Source organism: Pseudomonas sp. TKO26, assembly GCF_003225665.1.
Lineage (GTDB): Bacteria > Pseudomonadota > Gammaproteobacteria > Pseudomonadales > Pseudomonadaceae > Aquipseudomonas > Aquipseudomonas saponiphila.
The window spans coordinates 236,000-261,846 of the sequence record NZ_QKLN01000003.1 but is presented as its reverse complement, the minus strand read 5'-3'; the positions used below and the strand labels follow the sequence as shown (position 1 = coordinate 261,846).

The following is a 25,847-nucleotide window of genomic DNA, read 5'->3' as shown; positions in this document are numbered from 1 at the left end:
CAAGGTTTAACCAATTAATGTGCAGAAGGTTTTCAGCGCACCAAAACAGGTCATTTATCAAGCGAGGCGCTACATTGCAGTGCGCCACACGCCGAGATTTAGCCAAATACGCCGCACAAAGCCTGATTTTGGGGCAGAAAACCCATCGCAGGGCACTGGCATGCAATTTGCTCCCTTGTGAGGCAGGTTGCCATGGCAGAGTATTCGCGCCGGCATCACCCACATTCTAAGGGCACTCCAACACCAAGCCCGAAGCCACCCGGAGGACACTATGTCGAAGTCGGTTCAACTCATCAAAGATCATGACGTCAAATGGATTGATCTGCGCTTCACTGACACCAAGGGCACTCAACATCACGTGACCATGCCGGCCCGTGATGCGCTGGATGAAGACTTCTTCGAATCCGGCAAGATGTTCGACGGTTCCTCCATCGCTGGCTGGAAAGGCATCGAAGCCTCCGACATGATCCTGATGCCGGACGACGAAACCGCCGTGCTGGATCCGTTCACAGAAGAGCCGACCCTGATCCTGGTGTGCGACATCATCGAACCTTCGAGCATGCAAGGTTACGATCGCGACCCACGGGCCATCGCCAAGCGCGCTGAAGAGCACCTGAAGGCCACCGGTATCGGCGACACCGTATTCGCCGGTCCAGAACCTGAGTTCTTCATCTTCGACCAGGTGAAATTCAAGTCCGACATCTCCGGCTCGATGTTCAAGATCTACTCCGAGCAAGGTTCGTGGATGTCCGACCAGGACATCGAAGGCGGCAACAAGGGCCACCGTCCAGGCGTCAAGGGCGGCTACTTCCCGGTTCCACCGTTCGACCACGACCACGAAATCCGTACCTCCATGTGCAACGCACTGGAAGAAATGGGCCTGACCGTTGAAGTTCACCACCACGAAGTGGCGACTGCCGGCCAGAACGAAATCGGCGTCAAGTTCAACACCCTGGTGAAGAAGGCCGACGAAACCCAGACCCTGAAATACGTGGTGCACAACGTGGCCGACGCCTACGGTCGTACCGCCACCTTCATGCCCAAGCCACTGTACGGCGACAACGGTTCGGGCATGCACGTCCACATGTCGATCTGGAAAGACGGCAAGAACACCTTCGCTGGCGAAGGCTATGCCGGCCTGTCCGATACCGCCCTGTACTTCATCGGCGGCATCATCAAGCACGGTAAGGCCCTGAACGGCTTCACCAACCCGGCCACCAACTCCTACAAGCGTCTGGTGCCAGGCTTCGAAGCTCCGGTGATGCTGGCCTACTCGGCGCGCAACCGTTCCGCTTCGATCCGCATTCCTTACGTGTCGAGCCCTAAAGCCCGCCGTATCGAAGCGCGTTTCCCGGACCCGGCTGCCAACCCGTACCTGGCCTTCGCCGCCCTGCTGATGGCCGGCCTGGACGGTATCCAGAACAAGATCCACCCTGGCGACGCTGCTGACAAAAACCTGTATGACCTGCCGCCTGAAGAGGCCAAAGAGATCCCACAGGTTTGCGGCAGCCTGAAGGAAGCCCTGGAAGAGCTGGACAAAGGTCGTGCGTTCCTGACCAAAGGCGGCGTTTTCAGCGACGACTTCATCGACGCCTACATCGCCCTGAAAAGCGAAGAAGAGATCAAGGTCCGTACCTTCGTGCACCCACTGGAGTACGAGCTGTACTACAGCTGCTGATCCGCTAGCGTCGGCGCAAGCCGCGTGAACAAGAGGCCTCCTTCGGGAGGCCTTTTTTATGCCCGCGCCTTTACCCCGTCCGAGTTAGTTGCGTGCATCATGGGCGCCGTCCTTCATCTATAAGCCGAGCCCGCCCATGACTTCGCGCCTCACTCTGTGCTTCGCCCTGACTTGCAGCCTGTTCACCGGCGCAGCCTGCGCCAATGATGCCCCGCCCACCCTTGCCCCTCTGCTGCAAAGCATCAGCGAGCGCCTGACGATTGCCGATCAGGTGGCCCTGAGCAAATGGGACAGCCACAAGGCGGTGGAGGACCGCCCTCGGGAACAGCAGGTGATTGCCGGTGCCACGGCCCAGGCCGCCACCTATCACCTGAGTGAAGAAACGGTCGGGCAGTTCTTCGCCGCCCAGATCGAGGCCAACAAACTGCTGCAGTACGCCAGGCTGTCCAGCTGGCACCTGCAAGGCCAGGCACCGGACACCCCGCGCCAGGATCTGGCCGGACAGATCCGCCCACGACTCGATCAGTTACAAAAACGCCTGCTGCAACAACTGGCCGACTTCGCCCCGTACCAGACCGACCCGCAATGCCCGCAATGGCTGGCCCGGGCCAATCAGGCCGCCAGCAACGAGCCGTTGCGGCAGCTGGCGATGGTCCGCGCCACCGCCGAGTTATGTGTGTTCAAAGGTTAACCACGCCCGCGCCATGCCCGGTCGCGCCCTATGCTGGAGCCTTTCAACCGCAGCCCTTCAACGAGCGGACCCAGCATGATGCGCATTGCTGCCTTTTGCCTGCTGTGGATAACAGCCCTGCCCGCCCGCGCAGAGCCCTATGCGCAATTGCAGGTGCTCGGCGTGCCCGAACACGGCGCGCTGCGGGCCAACAACGGTAGCTTCAATGTACGGGTGCTATTGGCCCCGGACCTGCAACCCCAGCATCGTCTGCGCCTGCTGCTGGACGATCAGGCCTATGGCGCCACCAGCCGGGGCCACGAGATGGCGCTGGTGAACATCGACCGTGGCCAACATCGCCTGGCGGTGCAGATCCTTGAGGGCACGCGGGTGCTGCAACAGAGCTCGAGCATCACCTTCACCCTGCTGCGCGCCCACCGTCGCTGATCAGGGGCCTCAGCCGCGCACCACGCCACTGGCCAGCAGTTTGGCAATCGTCGGCTCATCCAGTCCCAATCCCTGCAGCACCGCGCGGGTGTCCTGGCCCAACCTGGGTGGCGCAGTGCGATAGCTGGCCGGCGTTCGCGAGAGCTTCACCGGTGAACCTATGCCGCGGTAATCATCGAGTTCCACCAGCAGGCCGCGATGTCGGGTATGAGGATGAGCCACCACCTGATCCACCGTGGCGATCGAGCCGCACGGCACCCCCAAGCCAATCAAGCGCGGCGCCAGCTCGGCCCCATCGTGAGCGGCCAGATGCCGCTCCAGCTCCTGCTTCAAGGCGTGGCGATTAACCGAACGCTGGCCGTTGTTGGCAAACAGCGGGTCTTGCAGCAACTCGTCGGCCCCCAGCTCCTGGCACAGCCTGGCGAACTGCCGATCATTGCCCACCGCAAGGAAGATCGGTTCGCCGGCAGTGCAATAGCTGTCGTAGGGGGCAATGTTGGGGTGGGCATTTCCCGTGCGCTTCGGGGTCTTGCCAGAGGCGAAGTAGTTCGCCAGGTGGGGGTGCAGCAGGGACACGCCGCAGTCATACAAGGAGATGTCCAGGGACTGCCCGAGGCCGCTGCGCTGGCGCTCGTTGAGGGCCAGGAGAATCCCCGCCAGGGCATTCAGCCCGGTGACCATATCGACGATCGGCAGGCCGATGCGTAGCGGCCCGCCCTCACCTTCGCCGTTGACACTCATCAAGCCAGCCATGGCCTGAATCACCGCGTCGTAACCGGGCAGGCCACCCAACGGGCCATCGGCGCCAAAACCGGAAATCCCGCAGTGGATCAACCCCGGAAAGCGCTGGCTCAGCACCTCCTCGTAACCTATGCCCCACCGCTGCAGGGTGCCCGGCTTGAAGTTCTCGATCAGCACGTCGGCGCCTTCGAGCAACTGCATCAGCAGTTCCAGGCCCTCGGGGCGCGACAGGTCGACCGCAATCCCCTGCTTGTTGCGGTTGATACCGCGAAAGTACGAGGCGTCGTCACCTTCGAACGGCGGCCCCCAGCCACGGGTTTCGTCGCCGCTCAACGGCTCCAGCTTGATCACCTCGGCGCCATGATCGGCCAGGGCCTGGGAACAGTAAGGACCACCCAGCACACGGCTGAGATCGATGATTTTCAGGCCCGACAGGGTCCCTTGGGCGTGCTTCATGTGGGTACTCCGGAAAGTGGCAGTGGGCGACCCTTCAGGCCGATAGCAGTTGCATCGCCTCGGCTTGCGACAGCGGGCCTTCATTGGCCAGCCGCGCCAGCAGCTGGGCATCGATGGCCGGCTCCAGGCTCAAGGGGTCCCGCGGCAGCACCTTGTGCGTCAACACCAGATGGGCCAGGGCCAGGCGTCGAAAATCCCCGGCCTGGCGCGCCGCTTCCCAGGCCATGAAGATCGCGCTGGTCAGGTGATAGAGGACGCTGCCGGCCTGCCGCACCTGCTCATCCAGGCGCTGCTGCGCCACCCTGTGGAAACAGGTGACCGCACGCCGCAGGGCCGAGTCGAACAGCTGGCGACTGGCTGGCGGCAGGTCGGCTTCGGCCAGCAGTCCGGCCAGGTAGCCCTGTAGCGGCTCCAGCGCCTGCTCGCGGGTCACCGCCCGGGCAATGTCCAGGGCAACGATGTTGCTGGTGCCTTCCCAGATCGATCCCAGATGGGCATCACGCACCAGCCGGGCATCGCTCCATTCCTCGATGTACCCAACCCCGCCCCGTACCTCCATGGCATCGCCGGTCACCCGCCGGGCATCACGGCAGGCGCGGAACTTGATCAGCGGCGTGAGAATCCGCACGCACTGGCGCGCTGTCTCGTCGCCACCATCGGCCCGGGGCAGCAAGGTGGCGATCTGCATGAACATCGAGCGCGCCTGCTCGGTGGGCAGCATCATCTTCAGCAACTGGCGCTGCATCAGCGGCATGTCGATCAGATGCTTGCCGAAGGCCCGACGCTGGCGGGCGATGTACAACGCCTCACTCAGGGCCCGGCGCATCAGCCCCGCCGCACGCACGCCATTGGACAGGCGCGACATGTTGATCATGTCGGCCATCTGTTGAAAGCCGCGGCCGACGTCACCGATCAGGTAGGCCGTGGCACCTTCCAGGGTGATCTCGCCGCTGGCCATGGAGCGGCTGCCCAGCTTGTCCTTCAAGCGCTGGATTCGATAGGCGTTGCGCGAACCATCGGGCAGCACCTTCGGCAGCAGGAACAGGGTCACCCCGGCCATGCCCGAGGGCGCATGGTCCGGGCGCGCCAGGACCATGGCCAGGTCGGCATCCGGGTTGGAGCAGAACCATTTTTCGCCATACAGCCGCCATTGACCGTCTTCCAGCCGGGCACGGGTTTCGGTGCGCGAGACATCGGAACCGGCGGCCTGCTCGGTCATGAACATCGCCCCCTGGAACAGCTCGTCGAAATCCTGGGACTGCAACTGCGGCAGGTAGCGCTGCACCAGCTCGGGGGCACCAAACTTGCGCAGGGTGCGGGCCAGGGAGTCGGTCATGCTCACCGGGCAGCACAGGCCGAACTCGGCCTGGACGAACAGGTAGGTCAGGGCGTACTTGACCAGCGGCAGCGGGCCGTCAGGGCGGTGGCTCATCGAGGCCAGGCCCAGCTCGGCGTAGGCCACCCGTTCCAGTGCGACATAGTCCGGGTGCTTGGCAATGCTTTGCAGGTTCTCGCCACGGCGGGTGCGGGGCTGCAACACCGGCGGGTGCTTGTCGGCGCTCAAGGCCAGCACGTCCAGCTCGCCACCGGCCCGGGCGCCCAGCTGCTGCAGGGTCGGCAGCCATTGCTGATAGACCGCTGGCGGCAGATACACCTGAAGCAACGCGGCCAGGCCGGCGTCGCAGGCAAACAGGTTGATGCCACGGCTGTCGGGAATGTTCAGGCGGTCTTCGAGGGGGCAAGGCTTGGCGGTCATGGCGCGTCTCCTGGTTTTTGTAGGCCGAGACTAGAGTCGCCATCGATAAGTATCTAATACAAAATCCATCAACTACGATAAGAAAACCATATCGAAGGGGGCGAAACCATCGTGGACCTCAAACAGCTGCGCTACTTCGTCGCCGTGGCCGAGGAGCTGCATTTCGGGCGTGCCGCGGAGCGCCTGTGCATTTCACAACCAGCGCTGAGTTTCGACATCAAGAAGCTGGAGGGGCAACTGGACATCCAGTTGCTCAACCGCAACAACAAGTCCGTGAGCCTGACCAATGCCGGCCAGGTGCTGCTGGGCGAAGCGCGCTACCTGCTGCTGCGGGCCGACCAGGCGCGGCGCCTGACCCAGCGCTCGGCGGAAGGCTTCAGCGGACGCCTGAGCGTGGGCTTCGTCAACTCGATCCTGCACCGCGGCCTGCCCCAGGCGGTCAAGGCCTTCGAGCGCGATCACCCGGACACCGAGATCGTGCTGATGGAGATGAACAGCGCCAGTCAGGCCCAGGCCCTGCAGCGCGGACAGATCGACATCGGCTTCGTTCACGGTGGCACCTTCGCCGCCGGCATCCGCAGCGCGACACTGCTGGCCGAACCCTTCCTTTGCTGCCTGCCGCAGAACCACCCCCTGGCCGGGCAGACGCGGGTCGACCTCAAGCAACTGGCCAATGATGATTTCATCCTGTTTCCACGGGAGGCATCGCCCCACTACCACGACCTGATCATCGCCCGCTGCGTGGCCGCCGGATTCAGCCCGCGGATCCGCCACGAAACAAGGCTCTGGCAAACCGTGGTGACGATGGTGGCCCATGAGATGGGCGTGGCGCTGGTGCCCCAGACCCTGGCCCTGCTCGGCCAACCGGGGGTGAGTTACTGCGAGATTGAAGGTCGGGGAGCGCCTTCGGAGATCCTGGCCATCCATCTGGCGGACCAACCCTCGGCTGCCGCAGACAGTTTCCTGGCCCTGTTCAGATCCTTGCTGCAAGCCACCGCAACGGGCCCATGGGCAGACCCCGGCGATACGAAATCACGTATCAAACCATAAGATTTAATCATTATATTTTTCGATTCCTGCCTGTATAGGCTCCCAGCGGTCGGGCCTTGCATGACGCCCACGCGCCCCGCCTGGGCGCCCATAACAATAACAAGCAGGAGTTGCACATGAGCGCCACCCTGGAAGCTGCCGCCCACAAGAAAGCCCGCAAGGCGGGCATTGCCTCGTTCATCGGCACCACCATCGAATGGTATGACTTCTACGCCTATGGAATCGCCGCCGCCCTGGTGTTCGGCAAAATCTTCTTTCCCGCCGACCTGCCCCCGGGCACGGCCACCCTGCTGTCCTTCCTGACCCTGTGGGCGGGTTTTGTCGCCCGCCCCATCGGCGGCATCATCTTCGGCCACATGGGCGACAAGATCGGCCGCAAGACCACCCTGGTGATCACCCTGATCATGATGGGCGTGGCCACCACCTGCATCGGCCTGCTGCCCGGCTACCTGCAGATAGGTGTCTGGGCACCGATCGCCCTGGTGGCCCTGCGCATCATCCAGGGCATCGCGGTGGGTGGCGAATGGGGCGGGGCGGTCCTGATCGCCAGCGAAAGCGCGCCCAAGGGCAAGGGCATCCTGTACGCCGCCTTTGCCCAGCAAGGCTCGCCCGCCGGCAACCTGCTGGCGACCCTGGTGTTCTTCGGCCTCAGCGCCCTGCCGACACCGGACTTCCTGCTCTGGGGCTGGCGCATTCCGTTCCTGCTCTCGGCGCTGCTGGTGATCGTCGGCATGGTCATCCGCCTCAAGCTCGAAGAATCCGATGACATGCAGCGCCTGATGGCGCAGAAGAAGACCGTCAAGCTGCCGATTCTCGACGTGCTGCGCGACCACTGGCGCTTGGTGCTGCTGGGCGCCGGAGTGCTGCCGATCATCCACGTCACCTACTTCAAGAGCACCTTTGCCCTGTCCTGGGCCACCAAGGAGCTGGGCTACACCCAGAGCAGCTTCCTCAGCGTGATCGTCATCGCCCTGGTGGTGCAGTTCATCACCCAACCCCTGGGAGCGGTGCTGGTTTCGCGCATGGACATGCGCAAGGCCATGGTGCTGATGGTGGTACCGGAACTGTTGCTGATGCCGGCGATGTTCTTCGCCGTGGAGACCGGCAACTACTGGATCGCCGTGCTCGGCATGTGCCTGGCCACGGTGCCGCATTCGATGTTCTACGGCGCGGTGGGCGGCATCCTGGCCCGGGCCTTTCCGACACGGGTGCGCTACAGCGGGCTGTCGATCTCCTACCAGCTGTGCTCGCTGCTGGTCGGCGGCGCCACTCCAGTGCTGGCGCAAAGCATCCTCAACGGCACCGGCAGCATCATCGGCGTGGCCATCGCCTCGGCCTGCTACGCCCTGGTTTCGCTGCTGTGCATGCTGGCCCTGCTCAAGCGCATCGGTCACAACGCCGCCGAGCTGTCCACGGCGGAACAGGCGGATGCCGACGAACTGGCGCGAGAAGCGGACAACCAGCGTTCGGCCCAGTTGCCTGTGGATAACCTTCCACCTGCTGCCACTCCCGCAAGCCCGTTACAGCCCGCTCGCTGACTCACCCGACAGAGGGCGCAAGCGCCGCTCATGCTCCAGCAGCCAGCGCTTGCGCCACAGGCCGCCGCCATAGCCGGTGAGGGCGCCGTCACTGCCGATCACTCGGTGACAGGCAATGACGATGGCGATCTGATTGGCGCCGTTGGCCCGGGCCACCGCGCGTACCGCTGAGGGCGAGCCGATCCGGCTCGCCACCTCGGCGTAGCTGCAGGTGCTCCCCGGGGGAATATCACGCAACGCCCACCAGACCGTGCGAGTAAAAGCCGAGGCGTTCATGGCCAGCGGCGTGGTGAAGCTCAGCGCCTCCCCGGCAAAGTAGCGCCGCAACTCGGCCTCGATCAGATCGATCGGGGCAAAGCGCCCGAAACCTATGCTCGAACCACTGCGTTTTTGCAGGGCCTGCAGCTCAGTGGCCAGCGCCGGGCGATCGAAGAACTCCAGCAGATGCAGGACCTGGGCATCGGCCACCGCCAGCATCACGCCGATCGGGGTTTGCAGCCAATCGGCCTTGAGCAGCTCGCGCCCCCGCAGGCTCGATGGTGGCTGGCCCGCCAGACGACGGAAGGCCCGCCGGAAGCCGCTGTCGGAATCGAAGCCGGCACTGATCTGCGCGTCGATCACCGACTCTCCGCCAGCCAGCTGCTGCATGCCCTGGCCCATGCGCCGCAGGCGGGCCATTTCCAGGAAAGTCACTCCGAAGTAGCGCTTGAAGGCGCGACGCACGGTGGACGGGTCCAGCCCCAGCCGGGTCAGATCATCTTCGTACCAGCGGCGTTCGGGATCGCTGTGCAGTTGCTCCAGCAGGGTCTGTACCCAGGGCTCCTGCACCCCGGCCCGCTCCAACGGCCGACAACGCAGACAGGCACGGAATCCCGCTTCGACACAGCCCTTGATCGAGCTGAAGAACACCGTGTTCTCGCGCTTGGGCTTGCGCGCGGCACAGGTCAGGCGGCAGAACACCCCCGTGCTTTTGACCCCGACGTAGGCAAAGCCCTCATAGGCCGGGTCGCGGTCCAGAAGGGCCTGATACAGGGTCTCGTCATCGGGGAGCTGAAACAGCAGAGTGGCGTTTTCCATGGCCGCATCCTGAACCTTGAAGCGTCGGGTTCGAGCACTCTAAACCCGCGCTCTGTGCGCTGCCGCTGAAAAACGGGCGTTGATTCTCATCGATCCGTGCAGCCGCCAAGCGCCCCGCAGACTCATGCACTATATTGGTGCAATACCGTGCACCCACAGACCATTCCCAGCCCATTTTGGTTCGAAAATACCCGGCAAAGCTGGCAAAGCGCCACGTAAGCGGGCTTCAAACGCCTGTTTCAGGCCGCGAACGCTTCTTTTCGGAGCCTTGGTTTGGTTTTTGCATTTTCTCCACATCAGCGCTTTAACCCCGCGCGCGATCCCGGACCAGCTCCGGCTCGCCCTGCTCCAAAAGAGGTCCGAATGACCATCAGCGACCCACTGCACCGCCTGCTTCTGGACAACCTGACCACCGCCACCATTCTGCTCAACGCCGACCTGCGCCTTGAGTACATGAACCCGGCGGCGGAGATGCTCCTGGCCATCAGCGGCCAGCGCAGCCATGGGCAATTCATCAGCGAGCTGTTCACCGAATCCGCCGAGGCCCTGAGCTCCCTGCGCCAGGCGGTGGAACAGGCGCATCCGTTTACCAAGCGCGAAGCCATGCTCACCGCCCTGACCGGCCAGACCCTGACCGTCGACTATGCGGTGACGCCGATCCTCAGCAACGGCGATACCTTGCTGCTGCTGGAGGTCCACCCTCGGGACCGGCTGCTGCGCATCACCAAGGAAGAGGCCCAACTGTCCAAGCAGGAAACCAGCAAGATGCTGGTGCGCGGCCTGGCCCACGAAATCAAGAACCCCCTGGGCGGGATTCGCGGCGCCGCCCAGTTGCTGGCCCGGGAACTGCCCGAGGAAAGCCTCAAGGACTACACCAACGTCATCATCGAAGAGGCCGACCGCCTGCGGAACCTGGTGGACCGCATGCTCGGCTCGAACAAGCTGCCATCGCTGGCCCTGACCAACATCCACGAGGTGCTGGAGCGGGTCAGCAGCCTGGTGGAAGCCGAAAGCCAGGGCTGCATCACCCTGGTGCGCGATTACGACCCGAGCATTCCCGACGTCCTGATCGACCGCGAGCAGATGATCCAGGCGGTGCTCAACATCGTGCGCAACGCCATGCAGGCCATCAGCAGCCAGAACGAGATGCGCCTGGGGCGCATCACCTTGCGCAGCCGCACCATGCGCCAGTTCACCATCGGTCATGTGCGCCATCGCCTGGTGACCAAGATCGAGATCATCGACAACGGCCCGGGCATTCCCGCCGAGCTGCAGGACACCCTCTTCTTCCCCATGGTCAGCGGCCGCCCGGACGGTACCGGGCTGGGCCTGGCCATTACCCAGAACATCATCAGCCAGCACCAGGGCCTGATCGAATGTGACAGCCATCCCGGCCACACCACCTTCTCGATCTTTCTGCCTCTGGAACAAGGAGCCCCATCGACATGAGCCGTAGTGAAACCGTGTGGATCGTCGATGACGACCGTTCTATCCGTTGGGTCCTGGAAAAGGCCCTGCAGCAGGAAGGCATGACCACCCAGAGCTTCGACAGCGCTGACGGCGTAATGAGCCGCCTGGCGCGCCAGCAGCCGGACGTGATCATTTCCGATATCCGCATGCCCGGTGCCAGCGGCCTGGACCTGCTGGCGCGGATTCGCGAGCTGCACCCGCGCCTGCCGGTGATCATCATGACCGCGCACTCGGACCTGGATAGCGCTGTCGCCTCCTACCAGGGCGGCGCCTTCGAGTACCTGCCCAAGCCGTTCGATGTGGATGAGGCGGTGTCGCTGGTCAAGCGCGCCAACCAGCATGCCCAGGAGCAGCAGGGCCTGGAAGTGGCGCCGACCCTGGCCCGTACCCCGGAAATCATCGGCGAAGCGCCGGCGATGCAGGAGGTGTTCCGCGCCATCGGTCGCCTGAGCCACTCCAACATCACCGTGCTGATCAATGGCGAATCCGGCACCGGCAAGGAACTGGTGGCCCATGCCCTGCATCGCCACAGCCCGCGGGCGGCATCGCCTTTCATCGCCCTGAACATGGCCGCTATCCCCAAGGACTTGATGGAATCCGAGCTGTTCGGCCATGAAAAAGGCGCCTTCACCGGCGCCGCCAACCTGCGCCGCGGACGCTTCGAACAGGCCGACGGCGGCACCCTGTTCCTCGACGAGATCGGCGACATGCCGGCTGACACCCAGACTCGCCTGCTGCGGGTTCTGGCCGATGGCGAGTTCTACCGGGTCGGCGGCCATACCCCGGTCAAGGTCGATGTGCGGATCATCGCCGCCACCCACCAGAACCTGGAAACCCTGGTACAGGCCGGCAAGTTCCGTGAGGACCTGTTCCACCGCCTCAACGTGATCCGCATCCACATCCCGCGCCTGTCGGACCGTCGCGAAGACATCCCGACCCTGGCCAAGCACTTCCTCAGCCGCGCCGCCCAGGAACTGGCGGTGGAACCCAAGCTGCTGAAGAACGAAACCGAGGAGTACCTGAAGAACCTGCCGTGGCCGGGCAACGTGCGCCAGCTGGAGAACACCTGCCGCTGGATCACGGTGATGGCTTCGGGGCGCGAAGTGCATATCAGCGACCTGCCGCCGGAGCTGCTGAGCCTGCCCCAGGATTCGGCGCCGGTGACCAACTGGGAACAGGCTCTGCGCCAGTGGGCTGATCAGGCCCTGGCCCGCGGCCAGTCGAACCTTTTGGACAGCGCGGTGCCGAGTTTCGAGCGGATCATGATCGAAACCGCCCTCAAGCACACCGCCGGCCGCCGCCGCGACGCCGCCGTACTGCTGGGCTGGGGCCGCAACACCCTGACCCGCAAGATCAAGGAACTGGGGATGAAGGTCGACGGTGGCGACGAGGACGAAAGCGAAGAGGGCTGAAGCCCCAACCCGCAGCATGCAGGAGCTGGCTTGCCAGCGAAAAGGCCCTTGAGCCTTGCAGAGCGCTGAGCGGCGCTTTCGCCGGCAAGCCGGCTCCTACGACCATGACGTGCGTGCACCAGGATGGGCTGCATGCACTGCCCCAAGGCGCGGTGCAGCGCCATCGGGCCCGGGCACAACCCGGGCCTCACCTCTGAAAAGCCCCAGGTCGAAAACGCAAAAGCCCCGGATTACGGGGCTTTCGACTTTTTTCACCGCAACACGCGCGGATTGCGCCAAAACTGGCACGCGCCCTGCATTAACCCAGTCACTACCCAGTTTCGGGGACCTTGGTACAGGCAGGCCGGGGATTCCCCTCTTTAACAACCGGCCCATCACGCTCATAGCGACGGGCCACGCTTTCGGGAACCTCGGTACAGGCAGGCCGGGGATTCCCTCTTTAACACCCGGCCCATCACGCTCATAGCGACGGGCCACGCTTTCGGGAACCTCGGTACAGGCAGGCTGGGGCTTCCCTCTTTAACACCGGGCTCATCACGCTCCGAGCGACGTGCCCACAACCCTTTCGGGGACCCTGGTACAGGCAGGCCGGGAATCCCCTTCTTTACACCGGGACTCATCGCCCCAAACGGGCGATCAGCCCCTCCCGCTTTTGGGGGCCTTGGTACAGGCAGGCCGGGGTTTCCCTCTTTTATTCCTCCCGCAGGTGGATCGCCAGGCGCCAGCGCCCGTCCACCTGGCTGGCGCTCCACTCGCCCCGCAGCGGCCGGGCAGCCACCAGGTTCAGCAGCAAGCCCTGGTCCGCCAGCCGCACCCGCCAGTTCACCGTCTTCTGATTGACCTGCAACTGACCGTTCTGCGCCCGTCCTTGCGCATCGAACAGCAGGGCGATGGTGCCATCGATATGTTCGCCGTGAACCTTGGGTTCCTGGTTGAACCAGACCACCAAGCCATCGGCGGCCACCTCGACCTGTTGCAACTCGACCGGGTCGGGCTGGGTCAGTCGACCGATCATCAGCCCCACCATCATTCCGACAATCGCCAGGGAGCCGAATACCTTCGGCATTAGCTTCGGTCGCGGGTCTTCTTCAGGCGTAGAATGCAGCCTGTCTTTCTCTTCGGAGCCGTGCATGTTTCACGTCATCCTCTTTCAACCAGAAATTCCGCCGAATACCGGCAACGTTATCAGGCTGTGCGCCAACAGCGGCTGCCACCTGCATTTGATCGAGCCGCTGGGTTTCGAAATGGACGACAAGCGCCTGCGTCGCGCCGGCCTCGACTATCACGAATACGCCACCCTGCAACGCCACGCCGACCTCGCCAGTTGCCTGCAAAGCCTTGGCCAGCCACGCCTGTTCGCCTTCACCACCAAGGGCTCGCGGCCCTTCCATGACGCCAGCTTCAAGGAGGGCGACGCCTTCCTGTTCGGCCCCGAGAGCCGTGGCCTGCCGGCGGACGTGCTGGACGCCCTGCCCGGCGAGCAACGCCTGCGCCTGCCCATGCGCGAAGGCTGCCGCAGCCTGAACCTGTCCAACACCGTGGCCGTGGCGGTCTATGAAGGCTGGCGGCAACTGGGGTTCAAGTAAGGCCCGGGGTTTCACCCGAGCATGAAAAAAGCGCCATTACAGGCGCTTTTTTCATGCTCGGGCGACGTTCTTATTGAACAGTGTTTTCGCCAGCGGACTGCAGGCGTTGCAGTTCCTGGGCGTACAGCGCGTCGAAGTTCACCGGGGCCAGCATCAGGGCCGGGAACGAACCACGGGTCACCAGGCTGTCCAGCGCCTCACGGGCGTAAGGGAACAGGATGTTCGGGCAGAAGGCACCCAGGGTGTGGCTCATGGAAGCCTCGTCCAGGTTCTTGATCAGGAAGATACCGGCCTGTTGCACTTCAGCGATGAAGGCCACTTCGTCACCGTTCTTCACGGTCACGGACAGGGTCAGCACCACTTCGTGGAAATCGGCTTCCAGGGCTTTCTGACGGGTGTTGAGGTCCAGGGCGACGCTTGGCTCCCACTGCTGGCGGAAGATGGCCGGGCTTTTCGGCGCTTCGAAGGACAGGTCACGCACGTAGATGCGCTGCAGGGAGAATTGCGGTGCGCTTTCGTCTTCGGCAGCAGTGTTCTGTTGGTCAGTCATCTCAGATCCTTCTTCACTCTTGGGTCTATAGGGTTAGGAGTTTCAGGCCGCCAGCAGCGCGTCGAGCTTGCCGGCGCGCTCCAGGGCAAACAAATCATCACAACCACCTACGTGGGTGGCGCCGATCCAGATCTGTGGCACGGAGGTGCGTCCGGCCTTCTGGGCCATGTCGGCGCGTACCTGCGGTTTGCCATCGACCTTGATCTCTTCGAAGGCTACGCCTTTGCTCGCCAACAGATGCTTGGCCCGCGAGCAGTAAGGGCAGTAATCACTGGAGTAGACGATGACCTTGGGCATTACTTCACCAATGGCAGGTTGTCGGCTTTCCAGCTGGCTACACCACCGGACAGCTTGGCGGCGGTGAAACCGGACTTCAGCAGCTCACGGGCGTGGGTGCCGGCGTGCTGGCCTTGGGCGTCCACCAGGATGATGGTCTTGGCCTTGTGCTTCTCCAGCTCGCCAACACGGGCGGCCAGCTTGTCCTGGGGAATGTTCAGCGCGCCGACGATATGGCCGGCGGCGTAGTCCTTGGACGGACGAATATCGATCACCACGCCCTGCTCGCTGTTGACCAGCGCGGTCAGTTCACGGGTGCTGAGGCTGCGGCCACCGCGGCTCAATTCATGAGCGATCAACAGAGCCAGCAGGATGGCGAAGGCGCCGACGAGCAAGTAGTGTTCAGTGGCGAATTGAATCAGGTGAGCAACCATCTAAGGAGGTTCCAGGGCGTTAAAATGTCGGCCAGTATACACAGCCCTCAAGGTCGGCCAAACCCCGCCCGGCGGTGACGCCACCGGAACTTCGCTTTAAACTGCCACTCCGTTTTTCAACACCTCCTTTTTTCAACTCTTTCCTATCCAGCCACGAGTGGACGCCATGACTACCACGCCTAAACCTTTGGTCCTGATGATTCTGGATGGCTTCGGTCACAGCGAGAGCCACGAATCCAACGCCGTCTATGCGGCCAAGAAGCCGGTCCTGGACCGCTTGTGCGCCAGCATGCCCAACGGCCTGATCTCGGGTTCGGGCATGGACGTCGGCCTGCCGGATGGGCAGATGGGCAACTCCGAGGTCGGCCACATGAACCTGGGTGCCGGTCGCGTGGTGTATCAGGACTTCACCCGGGTGACCAAGGCCATCCGTGACGGCGAGTTCTTCGACAACCCAACCATTTGCGCCGCCGTGGACAAGGCCGTGGCCGCCGGCAAGGCCGTGCATATCCTCGGCCTGCTGTCGGACGGCGGCGTGCACAGCCACCAGGATCACCTGATCGCCATGGCCGAACTGGCCTTCAAGCGCGGCGCCGAGAAGATCTACCTGCACGCCTTCCTCGACGGTCGCGACACCCCGCCGAAAAGCGCCCAGTCGTTCATCGAACTGCTGGACGAGAGCTTCAGGACCCTGGGCAAGGGCCGCATCGCCAGCCTGATCGGCCGCTACTTCGCCATGGACCGTGACAATCGCTGGGACCGCGTGGCCCAGGCCTACAACCTGATCGTCGACGGCCAGGGCCAGTTCAATGCCGCCACCGCCCAGGAAGGCCTGCAAGCGGCCTACGCCCGTGAAGAGAGCGACGAATTCGTCAAGGCCACCACCATCGGCGAGCCGGTCAAGGTCGAAGACAGCGACGCCGTGGTGTTCATGAACTTCCGCGCCGACCGTGCCCGCGAGCTGACCCGGGTCTTCGTCGAGGACGACTTCAAGGAATTCGAGCGCCCGCGCCAGCCCAAGCTGGCCGGCTTCGTCATGCTCACCCAGTACGCCGCCAGCATCCCCGCGCCGGCAGCCTTTGCTCCGGGCAGCCTGGAAAACGTACTGGGCGACTATTTGGCGAAAAACGGCAAGACCCAGCTGCGCATCGCCGAAACCGAAAAGTACGCCCACGTGACCTTCTTCTTCTCCGGTGGCCGTGAAGAGCCGTTCCCGGGGGAGGAGCGCATCCTGATCCCGTCGCCGAAAGTCGCCACCTACGACCTGCAGCCGGAAATGAGCGCTCCGGAAGTTACCGACAAGATCGTCGACGCCATCGAAAACCTGCGTTACGACGTGATCATCGTCAACTACGCCAACGGCGACATGGTCGGCCACAGCGGTGTGTTCGCCGCCGCGGTGAAAGCCGTGGAATGCCTGGACCTGTGCGTCGGGCGCATCGTCGATGCCCTGGAAAAGGTGGGAGGCGAAGCCCTGATCACTGCGGACCACGGCAACGTCGAGCAGATGTCCGATGCCTCCACCGGCCAGGCCCACACTGCCCACACCACCGAGCCGGTGCCCTTCATCTATTACGGCAAGCGCGCCCTGAAAGTCCGCGAAGGCGGGGTGCTGGCGGATGTGGCGCCCACCATGCTCAAGCTGCTGGATCTGCCTCAGCCCGAGGAAATGACCGGCACCTCGATCCTGGTCGACCCCGCGCACTAAACCGCCAGATCGCCGTTGCATGAAAACGCCCGATGCAGTCCATCGGGCGTTTTTCATTGCGGCCTTGCCATGCTCAAGGCGCAAGATCCTGGCAGCGGCACCAGAAAAACACCTGCCACTTACTGAATAATGATTATCGTTATCAGAAATGCCCGCAGAGAGAATCCCCATGCACAAGACGGCTACGCTGCTTCTAGCCTCCCTCCTGTCAGGCTGCGCAAGCCAGGCCCCTGCTCAACAGTCGGCAGATCCCAGGGTCAGTACGCTGGAACAGCAGCACACCCGGGTGGCCATGGATCCGCTGACCGCCGACAAATTGCGCGCGCTGTTGGAGATCAAGCCCCCGCAGCAGGCTGGCGACATCGGGCAGATGAACGACCTGATCTCGCGGGAGTTCCTGCACACCCCTTATGCGCCGAACAAGCTGCAAGGCTCTGCAACCCAGGCCGAGAAACTGGTGGTGGACTTCAGAGGCCTGGACTGCTTCACCTACCTGGATTACGTCGAGGCATTGCGCCAGTCCCACGATGAAGCCGGCTTCCTCAACAACCTGGTGCAGATTCGCTACGTCAACGGCGATATCAACTTCCTCAACCGCCGCCACTTCTTCAGCGACTGGGCCCAGGCCGGACAGCCCCTGGCCGATGACGTCACCGCCCTGCTGGGGGCCGATGCGGTGACCGTCGCCAAGCACCTCAATCAGAAGGCCGATGGCGGCCATTACCTGTCGGGCCTGCCCGTGGCCGAACGCGACATCACCTACATTCCCAGCGCGCGGATTGACCAGCATGTGCTCAGCCACCTGCGCACCGGCGACTACATCGGTATCTACACCCCGCTCTCGGGCCTGGACGTCACCCACACCGGGTTGTTCATCAGAACCGCCCGGGGGCCCGTCCTGCGCAATGCGTCCTCGAAGCAGAACCAGCGCGTGGTGATCGACTCGCCGTTCATGGAATACGTCCGCGCTGTCCCGGGAATCGTGGTCCTGCGCGCCCGGCAAACCGACCTGTCAGGTCATGCATCGGCCTCGGAGCGCAGCGCTCAGGCGCCGCAGCATCCATCTCACTCACAAGCGCCTGGCTGATCACGCCGGAAATCGGCGGCGTGCTGATAGCAAATGGCCCAATAACCGCCCGGAAACGGCTTTTTATGACGAACGCCGCAAAGCAGTTGGCTTTGAGGCGTTTTTTTTGCCGCGATGGGCGGGCATACTAGGCCGTCCCTTTCCCTGGTGTCGCCCGCCTCTATGCTTCGCGCCCTGATTACCCTTGCTCTGATCTGCCTGCTCCAACCGGCTTTTGCCGATGAGCGCGCGCAAACCCAACAACAGTTGGACGCCACGCGTCAGGACATTGCCGAGCTGAAGAAACTGCTGGGCAAGCTGCAGGAAGAAAAATCCGGGGTGCAGAAAGAACTGCGCGGCACCGAAACCGAAATGGGCAAGCTGGAAAAGCAGGTCGAAGCCCTGCAGAAAGAGCTGAAGAAAAGCGAAGCCGAGCTGCAGCGACTCGATGAGGAGAAAAAAAAACTCCAGAGCGCGCGCACTGAACAACAGCGACTGATCGCCATCCAGGCCCGCGCGGCCTACCAGAACGGGCGCCAGGAATACCTCAAGCTGCTGCTCAACCAGCAGAATCCGGAAAAATTCGCCCGCACCCTGACCTACTACGACTACCTGAGCCAGGCGCGCCTGGAGCAGTTGAAGAACTTCAACGAAACCCTGCGCCAGCTGGCCAATGTGGAAAAGGACATTTCCCTGCAGCAGGCCCAGTTGCTGGTGCAGAAAAGCAGCCTCGATACCCAGCGCGAAGAACTCGACAAGGTGCGCAAGGAGCGGCAACTGGCGCTGGCCAAGCTCAATGACGACGTGAAGGCCCGGGACGACAAGCTCAAGGCCCGCGAACAGGACCACGCCGACCTGGCCAAGGTCCTCAAAACCATTGAAGAAACCCTGGCCCGCCAGGCCCGCGAGGCAGAGGAAGCGCGCCAGAAAGCGCTGATCGCCCAGCAGGAAGCCGAAAAAAAGCGTTTGCGTGAGGCCCAGACCGAAGCCAGCGACGCGCCGCGCAAGCCCGCAAGATCAAGCCCTGGCGCCCTGGTTTCCAGCGCCGGCCCATCCTTTGGCGGAGCATTTGCCGCGGCCCGGGGAAAACTTCCATGGCCGGTTGATGGTCGATTGCTGGCGCGCTTTGGTGAAACCCGAGGCGACGACTCCCGCTCCAAGTGGGACGGGGTGATGATCAGCGCCGCCGCCGGCAGCCAGGTGCACGCCGTGCACGGTGGCCGGGTGGTGTTCGCCGACTGGCTGCGCGGCGCCGGCCTGCTGGTGATCCTCGATCACGGCAACGGCTACCTGAGTCTCTACGGGCACAACCAGACCCTGCTCAAGGAAGCCGGTGATGTGGTCAAGGCCGGAGAGTCCATCTCCACCGTGGGTAATAGTGGCGGACAGGACACTCCTGCGCTGTACTTTGCAATTCGTCAGCAGGGCCGCCCCAGCGACCCGGCACAGTGGTGCCACGCGCAAGGATAAGCGCCGCATCTAAATTAGGAGTTCGTTCGACATGCTGCATTTGTCCCGCCTTACCTCGCTGGCCCTGACGATCGCCCTGGTGATCGGAGCGCCTCTGGCGTTTGCCGCCGAAACCGCTCAATCAGCGACCGCCGCGACCACCAAGGCGCCTTTGCCGCTGGAAGAACTGCGCACCTTTGCCGAGGTCATGGACCGGATCAAGGCAGCCTATGTCGAACCCGTGGACGACAAGACCCTGCTGGAGAATGCCATCAAGGGCATGCTCAGCAACCTCGACCCACACTCGGCCTATTTGGGCCCGGAAGACTTCGCCGAGCTGCAGGAAAGCACCAGCGGCGAATTCGGTGGCCTGGGCATTGAAGTCGGTGCCGAAGACGGCTTTATCAAAGTGGTGTCGCCGATTGACGACACCCCGGCCTCCAAGGCCGGGATCCAGGCCGGCGACCTGATCGTCAAGATCAACGGCCAGCCGACCCGCGGCCAGACCATGACCGAAGCCGTGGACAAGATGCGCGGCAAGATCGGCCAGAAAATCACCCTGACCCTGGTGCGCGACGGCGGTACGCCATTCGACGTGACCCTGGCCCGCGCCACCATCCAGGTGAAGAGCGTGAAGAGCCAGCTGCTGGAGTCGGGCTACGGCTACATCCGCATCACCCAGTTCCAAGTCAAGACCGGCGAGGAAGTCTCCAAGGCCCTGGCCAAGCTGCGCAAGGACAACGGCAAGAAGCTCAACGGCATCATCCTCGACCTGCGCAACAACCCGGGCGGCGTGCTGCAGGCGGCGGTGGAAGTGGTCGACCACTTCATCACCAAGGGCCTGATCGTCTACACCAAGGGCCGTATCGCCAACTCCGAGCTGCGCTTCTCCGCCACCGGCAAGGACGAAAGCGAAGCCGTGCCGATGGTGGTGCTGATCAACGGCGGCAGCGCCTCGGCTTCGGAAATCGTCGCCGGCGCCCTGCAGGACCAGAAACGCGCGGTGCTGATGGGCACCACCAGCTTCGGCAAGGGCTCGGTGCAGACTGTGCTGCCGCTGAACAACGACCGCGCGCTGAAGATCACCACCGCCCTGTACTTCACCCCCAACGGGCGTTCGATCCAGGCCCAGGGCATCGTTCCGGACATCGAAGTGCGCCGCGCCAAGATCACCAGCGAGGCCCAGGACGGCGAGTACTTCAAGGAAGCCGACCTGCAGGGTCACCTGGGCAACGGCAACGGCGGCGCCGACAAGCCGAGCGGTTCGGCCAGCAAGGCCAAGCCGATGCCGCAGGATGACGACTACCAGCTGGCCCAGGCCCTGAGCCTGCTCAAAGGGCTGAGCATCACCCGCGGCAAGTGATTGAACCCTTCGCCGGCAAGCCGGCTCCTACAGGAGCCGGCTTGTGTAGGAGCTGGCTTGCCAGCGAAGCGCCCGCCAGGGCGCCCATCCCTTGAAGGCCCGACTCCGATCCCCATGATTTCCCGCCGCTTACCTCTGTTCCCCTCGCTCCGCACCACGCTGCTGGCCCTGCTGAGCCTCTTGCCCCTGGCCCCCCAAGCCGCCGAACCCAGCGCCAGCGCGCCAAAGGCCTACCTGAGCCTGATCATCGACGACCTCGGCCAGAACCTGCCTCGCGACCGCCGCGTGCTGGCCCTGCCCGGCCCGGTGACCACGGCGATCATGCCCGACACGCCCCATGCCGCCGAATTCGCCCGCGAGGCTCATAGCGCCGGCAAGATCGTCATCCTGCACATGCCCATGGACCCGGCCACCGGCCCCTTCGCCTGGCACCCCGAGCTGCCCATCGAAGAGCTGCAAAAGCGCCTGGACGCCGCCTTCCAGGCCGTGCCCTACACCAGCGGCATCAACAACCACATGGGCAGCCGCATGACCGCCCAACCGCAAGCCATGGCCTGGCTGATGGCCGACTTGCAGCGACGCCACAAGTTCTTCGTCGACAGCCGCACCAGCGCCCAGACCGTCGCCGCCGCCCAAGCGCAGAAAATCGGCCTGGCCAGCGTTTCCCGGGATGTCTTCCTGGACGACGAGCGGACTGAAGCGGCCATCAGCCAACAGTTGCAGACCGCGATCAAGCTCGCGCACAAACAGGGCTCGGCGGTAATGATCGGCCACCCTTATCCACAGACCCTGGCGGTGCTCGAACGCGAACTACCCAAGCTCAAGGCCCAGGGCATCGAGTGGATCGATATCAAGTCGATGATCAGCCTGCGCAGCAACGAAGCCATGGCCGGGCATGGCAAGAACGGCAGGTACAGATAGGGCAGCGGCAAGCCTCAAGCTGCAAGCCAAAGCCAAAGCGCCGCCGACCTGCTGCTACTTGTAGCTTGCTGCTTGCAACTTGCCGCTGATCTAGAGATAACGGCCCATGATTTCTTCCACCAGGCCCTCGGCGCGCATCGCGTCCAGGGCCGCCTGGAGCTTGGCCACCACCTCATCGGACACGTCCTTGTTCAAGGCCAGGTAAAGCTCGGCGCTGTTGAAGCGCAGCACGGTCTTGAGGCCGTTGATGCCTTCCTGCTTGGCCAGGTAACGACCGGCCGGGTCGCCAGTGGCCCAGAGGTCGATCTGGCCCGCCACCAGCTTTTTGGCGTTGTCCTGGTCCCGCAGCACCACTTGGGGGGCCAGGCCCTGCTTGGTCAGCGTCTCGGCGATGGCATCACCCTTGTAGGCGCCGATCTTGTATTTGCGCGCCTGCTCCAGGGATTCGAGGGTGATCTTGCTGCCGGCCTTGGCCAGCATGATCCAGTCATCCGGACCGATGGGACCGACCCACTTGAACAGTGGCTCGCGCTCCGGCAGCCGGGCCATGACGAACACCCCATAACCCGGTTGCTCCAGGGCCATTTTGTAGATGCGCTCCCAAGGGAAACGCAGGGTCAGGCTGTAATTGATCCCGGCGCGCTTGAACATTTCGCGGACGATATCCACGGCGATGCCGTCGATGTTCTCGCCTTGCGCGAAGTTCTTGCCGTTCTTGGCCATGTTGTAGGGAGGGAAGTTTTCCGTCAGCAGCACCAGGGAGGTGTCGGCGGGTTCAGCGGCGCGGGCCAGCGTGCTCAGGAGCAAGGTCGCGCTGGCGACAACCACAAGAAGACGTTTGAACATGACGGGTTACCAGAATCCATGGCGTGCTCAAGAGTGCCGCGAGCACGCCATGCTGTCCAGTGGCTATCGCACCACGATCCCGCGCTGCGCCATGTAGGCCTTGGCCTCGGGAACCGTGTATTCGCCGAAGTGGAAAATACTCGCCGCCAGCACCGCGCTGGCGTGGCCTTCGAGGATGCCGTCGGCCAGATGCTGGAGGTTGCCGACGCCGCCGGAGGCGATGACCGGGATTCCCAGGGCATCGCTGATGGCCCGGGTTACGCCCAGGTCGAAGCCGTTTTTCATGCCGTCCTGATCCATGCTGGTGAGCAGGATCTCGCCGGCGCCCAGGCCTTCCATCTTCTTCGCCCACTCCACCGCGTCCAGCCCTGTGGGTTTGCGCCCGCCATGGGTGAAGATTTCCCAGCGCGGGGTTTCGCCCGGGCCCGAGACTTTCTTCGCGTCGATGGCGACCACGATGCATTGAGAACCAAAGTGCTGCGCCGCTTCACCGACAAACTCGGGGTTGAACACCGCCGCGGTGTTGATCGAAACCTTGTCCGCACCGGCATTGAGCAGGTTGCGGATGTCCTGCACGGTGCGCACGCCACCGCCCACGGTCAGCGGGATGAACACCTGGCTGGCCATGCGCTCGACGGTATGCAAGGTGGTATCGCGACCATCGACGCTGGCGGTGATGTCGAGGAAGGTGATCTCGTCGGCACCCTGCTCATCGTAGCGACGGGCGATTTCCACCGGATCGCCGGCATCGCGGATGTTCTCGAACTTGACGCCCTTGACCACCCGGCCGTTGTCCACGTCCAGGCAAGGGATGATGCGTTTGGCTAAGGCCATGGGCTTAATCTCCGATTAAGAGTTGCAAGCTGCAAGCAACAAGCGGCCAGTCAGAGCCGATCGCAGTCGGGCTTTGACTTGCCGCTTGCAGCTTATGACTTGCAGCTGGCCGAGTAGCCATCACAAAAGGCCTGGGCTTCCGCCACATCCAGCGTGCCCTCGTAAATCGCACGGCCGGTGATGGCACCGATGATTCCCGGGGCCTTGGCATCCAGCAGGGCCTTGATGTCGCCCAGGTTGTGGATACCACCGGAGGCGATCACCGGGATTCGGGTGGCCGCCGCCAAGGCCGCGGTGAACGGCACGTTGCAGCCCTGCATCATGCCGTCTTTGGCGATGTCGGTATAAACGATGGCGGACACGCCGTCGGCTTCGAAGCGCTTGGCCAGGTCGATCACCTGCACGCTGCTGACTTCAGCCCAGCCGTCGGTGGCGACGAAACCATCCTTGGCATCCAGGCCGACGATGACCTTGCCCGGGAACGCGCGGCAGGCCTCGGCAACGAACTCCGGCTCCTTGACCGCCTTGGTGCCGATGATCACGTAGCTCACGCCGGCCTTGACGTAGTGCTCGATGGTTTCCAGGGAACGGATGCCACCGCCGATCTGGATCGGCAGGTTCGGGTAGCGCTTGGCAATCGCGGTCACCACCTCGCCATTGACCGGCTGGCCTTCGAAGGCACCGTTCAGGTCCACCAGATGCAGACGACGGCAACCCCCTTCGACCCACTTGGCAGCCATGCTCACCGGATCATCGGAGAACACCGTGGAATCTTCCATACGGCCCTGACGCAGACGTACACAGGCACCGTCTTTAAGATCGATAGCGGGAATAATCAGCATGCTTTTTCCTTCGTCAAAAGAGCTGCAAGCTGCAAGCCATAAGCTGCAAGCGCGCACGCGTGTCTACTTCTTGCAGCTTGCAGCTTGAAGCTTTCAGCTGCTCTTCTCTAATGCCCATAGGTCGCTTTCGATGCTTTCGAACCTCTCTTTGAGGTGGGTCTGCACATCGAAAATCGCCCGGTTGTAATAGTGCGGAGCAATTTCCCGGGTAAAGAGTTCAAGAATCTCCGCCGCCTCGAACGAGCCCAGGTCGAGCTCGAAGCGCTCCTCCATGAAGCGCTTGATCTTGTGCGTCGCCTCACTCTCCTGTTCGGCAGTGAGGCTCAGGATCGGCGGCTTGGATTTCTTGATCGCCATTTACCAGCGACCGTCCCAGGCGGCGAAGTTCTGCAGCAACTGCAGGCCGTGGGTGTGGCTCTTCTCCGGGTGGAACTGCACGGCGAAACGCGAGCCATCGGCCAGCGCCGCGGCAAAGTCCACCCCGTAGTGCCCGCTGCCCACCACCTGCCGCGCGTTGCCGGCATTGATGTAGTAGCTGTGCACGAAGTAGAAGCGCGCCCGGTCCGCGATGTTGTGCCACAGCGGGTGATCCACTGCCTGCTTCACCTCGTTCCAGCCCATATGCGGCACCTTCAGGTGCTCGCCGTCCTCGATCAGGCCCTTGCCGAAGAACTTCACCTGGCCGGGAAACAGGCCGATGCAGTCAACGCCCTCGTTCTCTTCGCTGTGGTCGAGCAAGGCTTGCATGCCCACGCAGATCCCAAGGAACGGCCGATCCTGGCTGACTTCACGTACCAGGGCGTCGAAGCCCAGGCGACGGATCTCGGCCATGCAGTCGCGAATCGCGCCCACACCGGGAAACACCACCCGATCGGCTTCGCGAATCACGCTGGCATCGCTGGTGATCAGTACCTTGCCGGCACCCACGTGCTCCAGGGCCTTGGCCACCGAGTGCAGGTTGCCCATGCCGTAGTCGATAACGGCGACGGTCTGCATTACAGCACGCCCTTGGTGGACGGCATCTGGCCGGCCATGCGCTCGTCCAGTTCCACCGCCATGCGCAGTGCGCGGCCGAAGGCCTTGAACACCGTCTCGATCTGGTGGTGCGTGTTGGTGCCGCGCAGGGTGTCGATGTGCAGGGTCACGTTGGCGTGGTTGACGAAGCCCTGGAAGAACTCCTGGAACAGGTCAACGTCGAAACCGCCGACGGTGGCGCGAGTGAAGGGTACGTGCATCTGCAGGCCGGGACGGCCGGAGAAGTCGATCACCACGCGGGACAGAGCTTCGTCCAGCGGCACATAGGCGTGGCCGTAGCGACGGATGCCCTTCTTGTCGCCGATGGCCTTGCTGAACGCCTGGCCGAGGGTGATACCGACATCCTCCACGGTGTGGTGGTCGTCGATATGCAGGTCACCCTTGCTTTCGATGTCCAGGTCGATCAGCCCGTGCCGGGCGATCTGGTCCAGCATGTGCTCAAGGAAAGGCACGCCGATATCGAATCGGGCCTTTCCGGTGCCATCCAGGTTGATCGAGGCTTTGATCTGGGTTTCCAGAGTGTCGCGCTCGACAGATGCCTTACGTTCGGCCATCACCAGCTCCGCAAAATCATTGGGCGAAAAAGGCGAATAGTATAGGCCCGACGGCGGCCAAACAGAAACACGCTGGACAATATCCTGA

At 63.3% G+C, this 25,847-nt stretch carries 26 protein-coding genes; 13 read left to right on the top strand and 13 right to left on the bottom strand.

Translation table 11 applies throughout. The features are described from left to right. Positions 1–271 precede the first annotated feature (271 nt). The 3 genes from glnA (at position 272) to DNK59_RS06510 (ending at position 2,795) form a co-directional block, all read left to right on the top strand. Positions 272–1,678, top strand: coding sequence for a glutamate--ammonia ligase (gene glnA, locus DNK59_RS06520; protein ID WP_016965623.1), 1,407 nt, complete (start codon positions 272–274; stop codon positions 1,676–1,678). A gap of 136 nt (positions 1,679–1,814) precedes the next feature. Next, entirely contained in the window at positions 1,815–2,369 is a 555-nt protein-coding gene (locus tag DNK59_RS06515) for a chorismate mutase (protein WP_092318786.1), read from the top strand. Positions 2,370–2,444: 75 nt separating this feature from the next. Further along, positions 2,445–2,795 carry a hypothetical protein gene (locus DNK59_RS06510; protein ID WP_256596301.1) on the top strand — a complete coding sequence of 117 codons (351 nt, stop codon included), beginning with the start codon at positions 2,445–2,447 and terminating at the stop codon, positions 2,793–2,795. A 9-nt stretch (positions 2,796–2,804) separates the two neighbouring features. On the opposite strand, the gene DNK59_RS06505 is transcribed toward DNK59_RS06510, so the two are convergent. Both DNK59_RS06505 and DNK59_RS06500 read right to left on the bottom strand, forming a co-directional pair. After that, entirely contained in the window at positions 2,805–3,992 is a 1,188-nt protein-coding gene (locus tag DNK59_RS06505) for a CaiB/BaiF CoA-transferase family protein (RefSeq protein WP_110722650.1), read from the bottom strand. A 34-nt stretch (positions 3,993–4,026) separates the two neighbouring features. Next, a complete protein-coding gene (locus tag DNK59_RS06500) occupies positions 4,027–5,748 on the bottom strand; it encodes an acyl-CoA dehydrogenase family protein (RefSeq protein WP_110722649.1) in 1,722 nt (573 codons plus the stop codon). A 111-nt stretch (positions 5,749–5,859) separates the two neighbouring features. Here DNK59_RS06500 and DNK59_RS06495 point away from each other — a divergent pair, with 111 nt between their 5' ends. Further along, positions 5,860–6,798 carry a LysR family transcriptional regulator gene (locus tag DNK59_RS06495; protein ID WP_110722648.1) on the top strand — a complete coding sequence of 313 codons (939 nt, stop codon included), beginning with the start codon at positions 5,860–5,862 and terminating at the stop codon, positions 6,796–6,798. A gap of 116 nt (positions 6,799–6,914) precedes the next feature. Further along, positions 6,915–8,336 carry an MFS transporter gene (locus DNK59_RS06490; protein WP_110722647.1) on the top strand — a complete coding sequence of 474 codons (1,422 nt, stop codon included), beginning with the start codon at positions 6,915–6,917 and terminating at the stop codon, positions 8,334–8,336. On the opposite strand, the gene DNK59_RS06485 is transcribed toward DNK59_RS06490, so the two are convergent. After that, positions 8,319–9,413: a bifunctional transcriptional activator/DNA repair enzyme AdaA gene (locus DNK59_RS06485; RefSeq protein ID WP_110722646.1), complete on the bottom strand. Its 1,095-nt coding sequence runs from the start codon at positions 9,411–9,413 to the stop codon at positions 8,319–8,321. The two genes, DNK59_RS06490 and DNK59_RS06485, sit on opposite strands and share 18 nt — an antisense overlap. A 363-nt stretch (positions 9,414–9,776) precedes the next feature. Between DNK59_RS06485 and glnL the strand changes: the two genes are divergently transcribed. Then, a complete protein-coding gene (glnL, locus tag DNK59_RS06480; protein ID WP_060837111.1) occupies positions 9,777–10,862 on the top strand; it encodes a nitrogen regulation protein NR(II) in 1,086 nt (361 codons plus the stop codon). After that, entirely contained in the window at positions 10,859–12,295 is a 1,437-nt protein-coding gene (ntrC, locus tag DNK59_RS06475) for a nitrogen regulation protein NR(I) (RefSeq protein WP_110722645.1), read from the top strand. The genes glnL and ntrC overlap by 4 nt, the downstream gene beginning before the upstream one ends. Positions 12,296–12,986: 691 nt before the next feature. Here the strand turns inward: ntrC and DNK59_RS06470 are convergent. After that, positions 12,987–13,427 (bottom strand): hypothetical protein, encoded by a 441-nt coding sequence (locus tag DNK59_RS06470; RefSeq protein WP_092318773.1) that lies wholly within the window; start codon positions 13,425–13,427, stop codon positions 12,987–12,989. On the opposite strand from DNK59_RS06470, the gene trmL reads away from it, so the two are divergent. Next, the gene (gene trmL, locus DNK59_RS06465) at positions 13,426–13,881 is read left to right on the top strand and encodes a tRNA (uridine(34)/cytosine(34)/5-carboxymethylaminomethyluridine(34)-2'-O)-methyltransferase TrmL (protein ID WP_110722644.1); all 456 of its coding nucleotides are present in this window, start codon (positions 13,426–13,428) and stop codon (positions 13,879–13,881) included. The genes DNK59_RS06470 and trmL overlap by 2 nt on opposite strands. 70 nt (positions 13,882–13,951) lie before the next feature. Here trmL and secB read toward each other — a convergent pair whose 3' ends face one another. The 3 genes from secB to DNK59_RS06450 are packed head-to-tail and all read right to left on the bottom strand — an operon-like array spanning position 13,952 to position 15,141. Beyond that, positions 13,952–14,431 carry a protein-export chaperone SecB gene (gene secB, locus DNK59_RS06460; RefSeq protein ID WP_092318769.1) on the bottom strand — a complete coding sequence of 160 codons (480 nt, stop codon included), beginning with the start codon at positions 14,429–14,431 and terminating at the stop codon, positions 13,952–13,954. Between the two features lie 42 nt (positions 14,432–14,473). After that, positions 14,474–14,728, bottom strand: a complete 255-nt coding sequence (grxC, locus tag DNK59_RS06455) for a glutaredoxin 3 (RefSeq protein ID WP_110722643.1) — start codon at positions 14,726–14,728, stop codon at positions 14,474–14,476. Beyond that, positions 14,728–15,141: a rhodanese-like domain-containing protein gene (locus DNK59_RS06450; RefSeq protein WP_047283556.1), complete on the bottom strand. Its 414-nt coding sequence runs from the start codon at positions 15,139–15,141 to the stop codon at positions 14,728–14,730. Before DNK59_RS06450 ends, grxC begins: the two co-directional genes overlap by 1 nt. Positions 15,142–15,307: 166 nt before the next feature. Between DNK59_RS06450 and gpmI the strand changes: the two genes are divergently transcribed. From gpmI to DNK59_RS06425, 5 genes are all read left to right on the top strand, one after another. Continuing rightward, positions 15,308–16,849: a 2,3-bisphosphoglycerate-independent phosphoglycerate mutase gene (gpmI, locus tag DNK59_RS06445; protein WP_110722642.1), complete on the top strand. Its 1,542-nt coding sequence runs from the start codon at positions 15,308–15,310 to the stop codon at positions 16,847–16,849. 169 nt (positions 16,850–17,018) lie between these two features. Then, on the top strand, positions 17,019–17,936 hold the full coding sequence (locus DNK59_RS06440; RefSeq protein ID WP_110722641.1) for a DUF1460 domain-containing protein: 918 nt from the start codon (positions 17,019–17,021) through the stop codon (positions 17,934–17,936). Between the two features lie 162 nt (positions 17,937–18,098). Beyond that, positions 18,099–19,385: a murein hydrolase activator EnvC gene (locus DNK59_RS06435; protein ID WP_110722640.1), complete on the top strand. Its 1,287-nt coding sequence runs from the start codon at positions 18,099–18,101 to the stop codon at positions 19,383–19,385. 31 nt (positions 19,386–19,416) lie between these two features. Continuing rightward, positions 19,417–20,727 (top strand): S41 family peptidase, encoded by a 1,311-nt coding sequence (locus DNK59_RS06430; RefSeq protein ID WP_060842223.1) that lies wholly within the window; start codon positions 19,417–19,419, stop codon positions 20,725–20,727. A 114-nt stretch (positions 20,728–20,841) separates the two neighbouring features. After that, entirely contained in the window at positions 20,842–21,648 is an 807-nt protein-coding gene (locus DNK59_RS06425; RefSeq protein WP_110722639.1) for a divergent polysaccharide deacetylase family protein, read from the top strand. Between the two features lie 90 nt (positions 21,649–21,738). Here the strand turns inward: DNK59_RS06425 and DNK59_RS06420 are convergent, their stop codons facing one another. The 6 genes from DNK59_RS06420 to hisB form a co-directional block, all read right to left on the bottom strand. Beyond that, complete coding sequence (locus DNK59_RS06420; RefSeq protein ID WP_110722638.1) at positions 21,739–22,494, bottom strand: ABC transporter substrate-binding protein; 756 nt, start codon at positions 22,492–22,494, stop codon at positions 21,739–21,741. A 63-nt stretch (positions 22,495–22,557) separates the two neighbouring features. Continuing rightward, positions 22,558–23,328, bottom strand: a complete 771-nt coding sequence (gene hisF / locus DNK59_RS06415; RefSeq protein WP_020299543.1) for an imidazole glycerol phosphate synthase subunit HisF — start codon at positions 23,326–23,328, stop codon at positions 22,558–22,560. Between the two features lie 92 nt (positions 23,329–23,420). After that, entirely contained in the window at positions 23,421–24,170 is a 750-nt protein-coding gene (hisA, locus tag DNK59_RS06410; protein ID WP_092318753.1) for a 1-(5-phosphoribosyl)-5-[(5-phosphoribosylamino)methylideneamino]imidazole-4-carboxamide isomerase, read from the bottom strand. 93 nt (positions 24,171–24,263) lie between these two features. Beyond that, complete coding sequence (locus DNK59_RS06405; RefSeq protein ID WP_092318751.1) at positions 24,264–24,527, bottom strand: DUF2164 domain-containing protein; 264 nt, start codon at positions 24,525–24,527, stop codon at positions 24,264–24,266. Then, positions 24,528–25,166: an imidazole glycerol phosphate synthase subunit HisH gene (hisH, locus tag DNK59_RS06400; protein ID WP_092318749.1), complete on the bottom strand. Its 639-nt coding sequence runs from the start codon at positions 25,164–25,166 to the stop codon at positions 24,528–24,530. Next, positions 25,166–25,759, bottom strand: coding sequence for an imidazoleglycerol-phosphate dehydratase HisB (gene hisB, locus DNK59_RS06395; RefSeq protein WP_011058736.1), 594 nt, complete (start codon positions 25,757–25,759; stop codon positions 25,166–25,168). Before hisB ends, hisH begins: the two co-directional genes overlap by 1 nt. Positions 25,760–25,847: the final 88 nt, after the last annotated feature.

Excerpts from the sequence above, each read along its gene's own strand:
- DNK59_RS06485 (WP_110722646.1), bottom strand. The coding sequence starts at position 9,413 with ATGGAAAACGCCACTCTGCTGTTTCAGCTCCCCGATGACGAGACCCTG.
- DNK59_RS06405 (WP_092318751.1), bottom strand. The coding sequence starts at position 24,527 with ATGGCGATCAAGAAATCCAAGCCGCCGATCCTGAGCCTCACTGCCGAA.
- DNK59_RS06515 (WP_092318786.1), top strand. The coding sequence starts at position 1,815 with ATGACTTCGCGCCTCACTCTGTGCTTCGCCCTGACTTGCAGCCTGTTC.
- DNK59_RS06490 (WP_110722647.1), top strand. The coding sequence starts at position 6,915 with ATGAGCGCCACCCTGGAAGCTGCCGCCCACAAGAAAGCCCGCAAGGCG.
- DNK59_RS06500 (WP_110722649.1), bottom strand. The coding sequence starts at position 5,748 with ATGACCGCCAAGCCTTGCCCCCTCGAAGACCGCCTGAACATTCCCGAC.
- DNK59_RS06450 (WP_047283556.1), bottom strand. The coding sequence starts at position 15,141 with ATGGTTGCTCACCTGATTCAATTCGCCACTGAACACTACTTGCTCGTC.
- DNK59_RS06510 (WP_256596301.1), top strand. The coding sequence starts at position 2,445 with ATGATGCGCATTGCTGCCTTTTGCCTGCTGTGGATAACAGCCCTGCCC.
- ntrC (WP_110722645.1), top strand. The coding sequence starts at position 10,859 with ATGAGCCGTAGTGAAACCGTGTGGATCGTCGATGACGACCGTTCTATC.
- hisA (WP_092318753.1), bottom strand. The coding sequence starts at position 24,170 with ATGCTGATTATTCCCGCTATCGATCTTAAAGACGGTGCCTGTGTACGT.
- secB (WP_092318769.1), bottom strand. The coding sequence starts at position 14,431 with ATGACTGACCAACAGAACACTGCTGCCGAAGACGAAAGCGCACCGCAA.
- glnA (WP_016965623.1), top strand. The coding sequence starts at position 272 with ATGTCGAAGTCGGTTCAACTCATCAAAGATCATGACGTCAAATGGATT.
- grxC (WP_110722643.1), bottom strand. The coding sequence starts at position 14,728 with ATGCCCAAGGTCATCGTCTACTCCAGTGATTACTGCCCTTACTGCTCG.
- glnL (WP_060837111.1), top strand. The coding sequence starts at position 9,777 with ATGACCATCAGCGACCCACTGCACCGCCTGCTTCTGGACAACCTGACC.
- DNK59_RS06505 (WP_110722650.1), bottom strand. The coding sequence starts at position 3,992 with ATGAAGCACGCCCAAGGGACCCTGTCGGGCCTGAAAATCATCGATCTC.
- DNK59_RS06430 (WP_060842223.1), top strand. The coding sequence starts at position 19,417 with ATGCTGCATTTGTCCCGCCTTACCTCGCTGGCCCTGACGATCGCCCTG.
- hisB (WP_011058736.1), bottom strand. The coding sequence starts at position 25,759 with ATGGCCGAACGTAAGGCATCTGTCGAGCGCGACACTCTGGAAACCCAG.
- DNK59_RS06425 (WP_110722639.1), top strand. The coding sequence starts at position 20,842 with ATGATTTCCCGCCGCTTACCTCTGTTCCCCTCGCTCCGCACCACGCTG.
- gpmI (WP_110722642.1), top strand. The coding sequence starts at position 15,308 with ATGACTACCACGCCTAAACCTTTGGTCCTGATGATTCTGGATGGCTTC.
- DNK59_RS06420 (WP_110722638.1), bottom strand. The coding sequence starts at position 22,494 with ATGTTCAAACGTCTTCTTGTGGTTGTCGCCAGCGCGACCTTGCTCCTG.
- DNK59_RS06440 (WP_110722641.1), top strand. The coding sequence starts at position 17,019 with ATGCACAAGACGGCTACGCTGCTTCTAGCCTCCCTCCTGTCAGGCTGC.
- DNK59_RS06470 (WP_092318773.1), bottom strand. The coding sequence starts at position 13,427 with ATGCACGGCTCCGAAGAGAAAGACAGGCTGCATTCTACGCCTGAAGAA.
- hisF (WP_020299543.1), bottom strand. The coding sequence starts at position 23,328 with ATGGCCTTAGCCAAACGCATCATCCCTTGCCTGGACGTGGACAACGGC.
- hisH (WP_092318749.1), bottom strand. The coding sequence starts at position 25,166 with ATGCAGACCGTCGCCGTTATCGACTACGGCATGGGCAACCTGCACTCG.
- DNK59_RS06435 (WP_110722640.1), top strand. The coding sequence starts at position 18,099 with ATGCTTCGCGCCCTGATTACCCTTGCTCTGATCTGCCTGCTCCAACCG.
- trmL (WP_110722644.1), top strand. The coding sequence starts at position 13,426 with ATGTTTCACGTCATCCTCTTTCAACCAGAAATTCCGCCGAATACCGGC.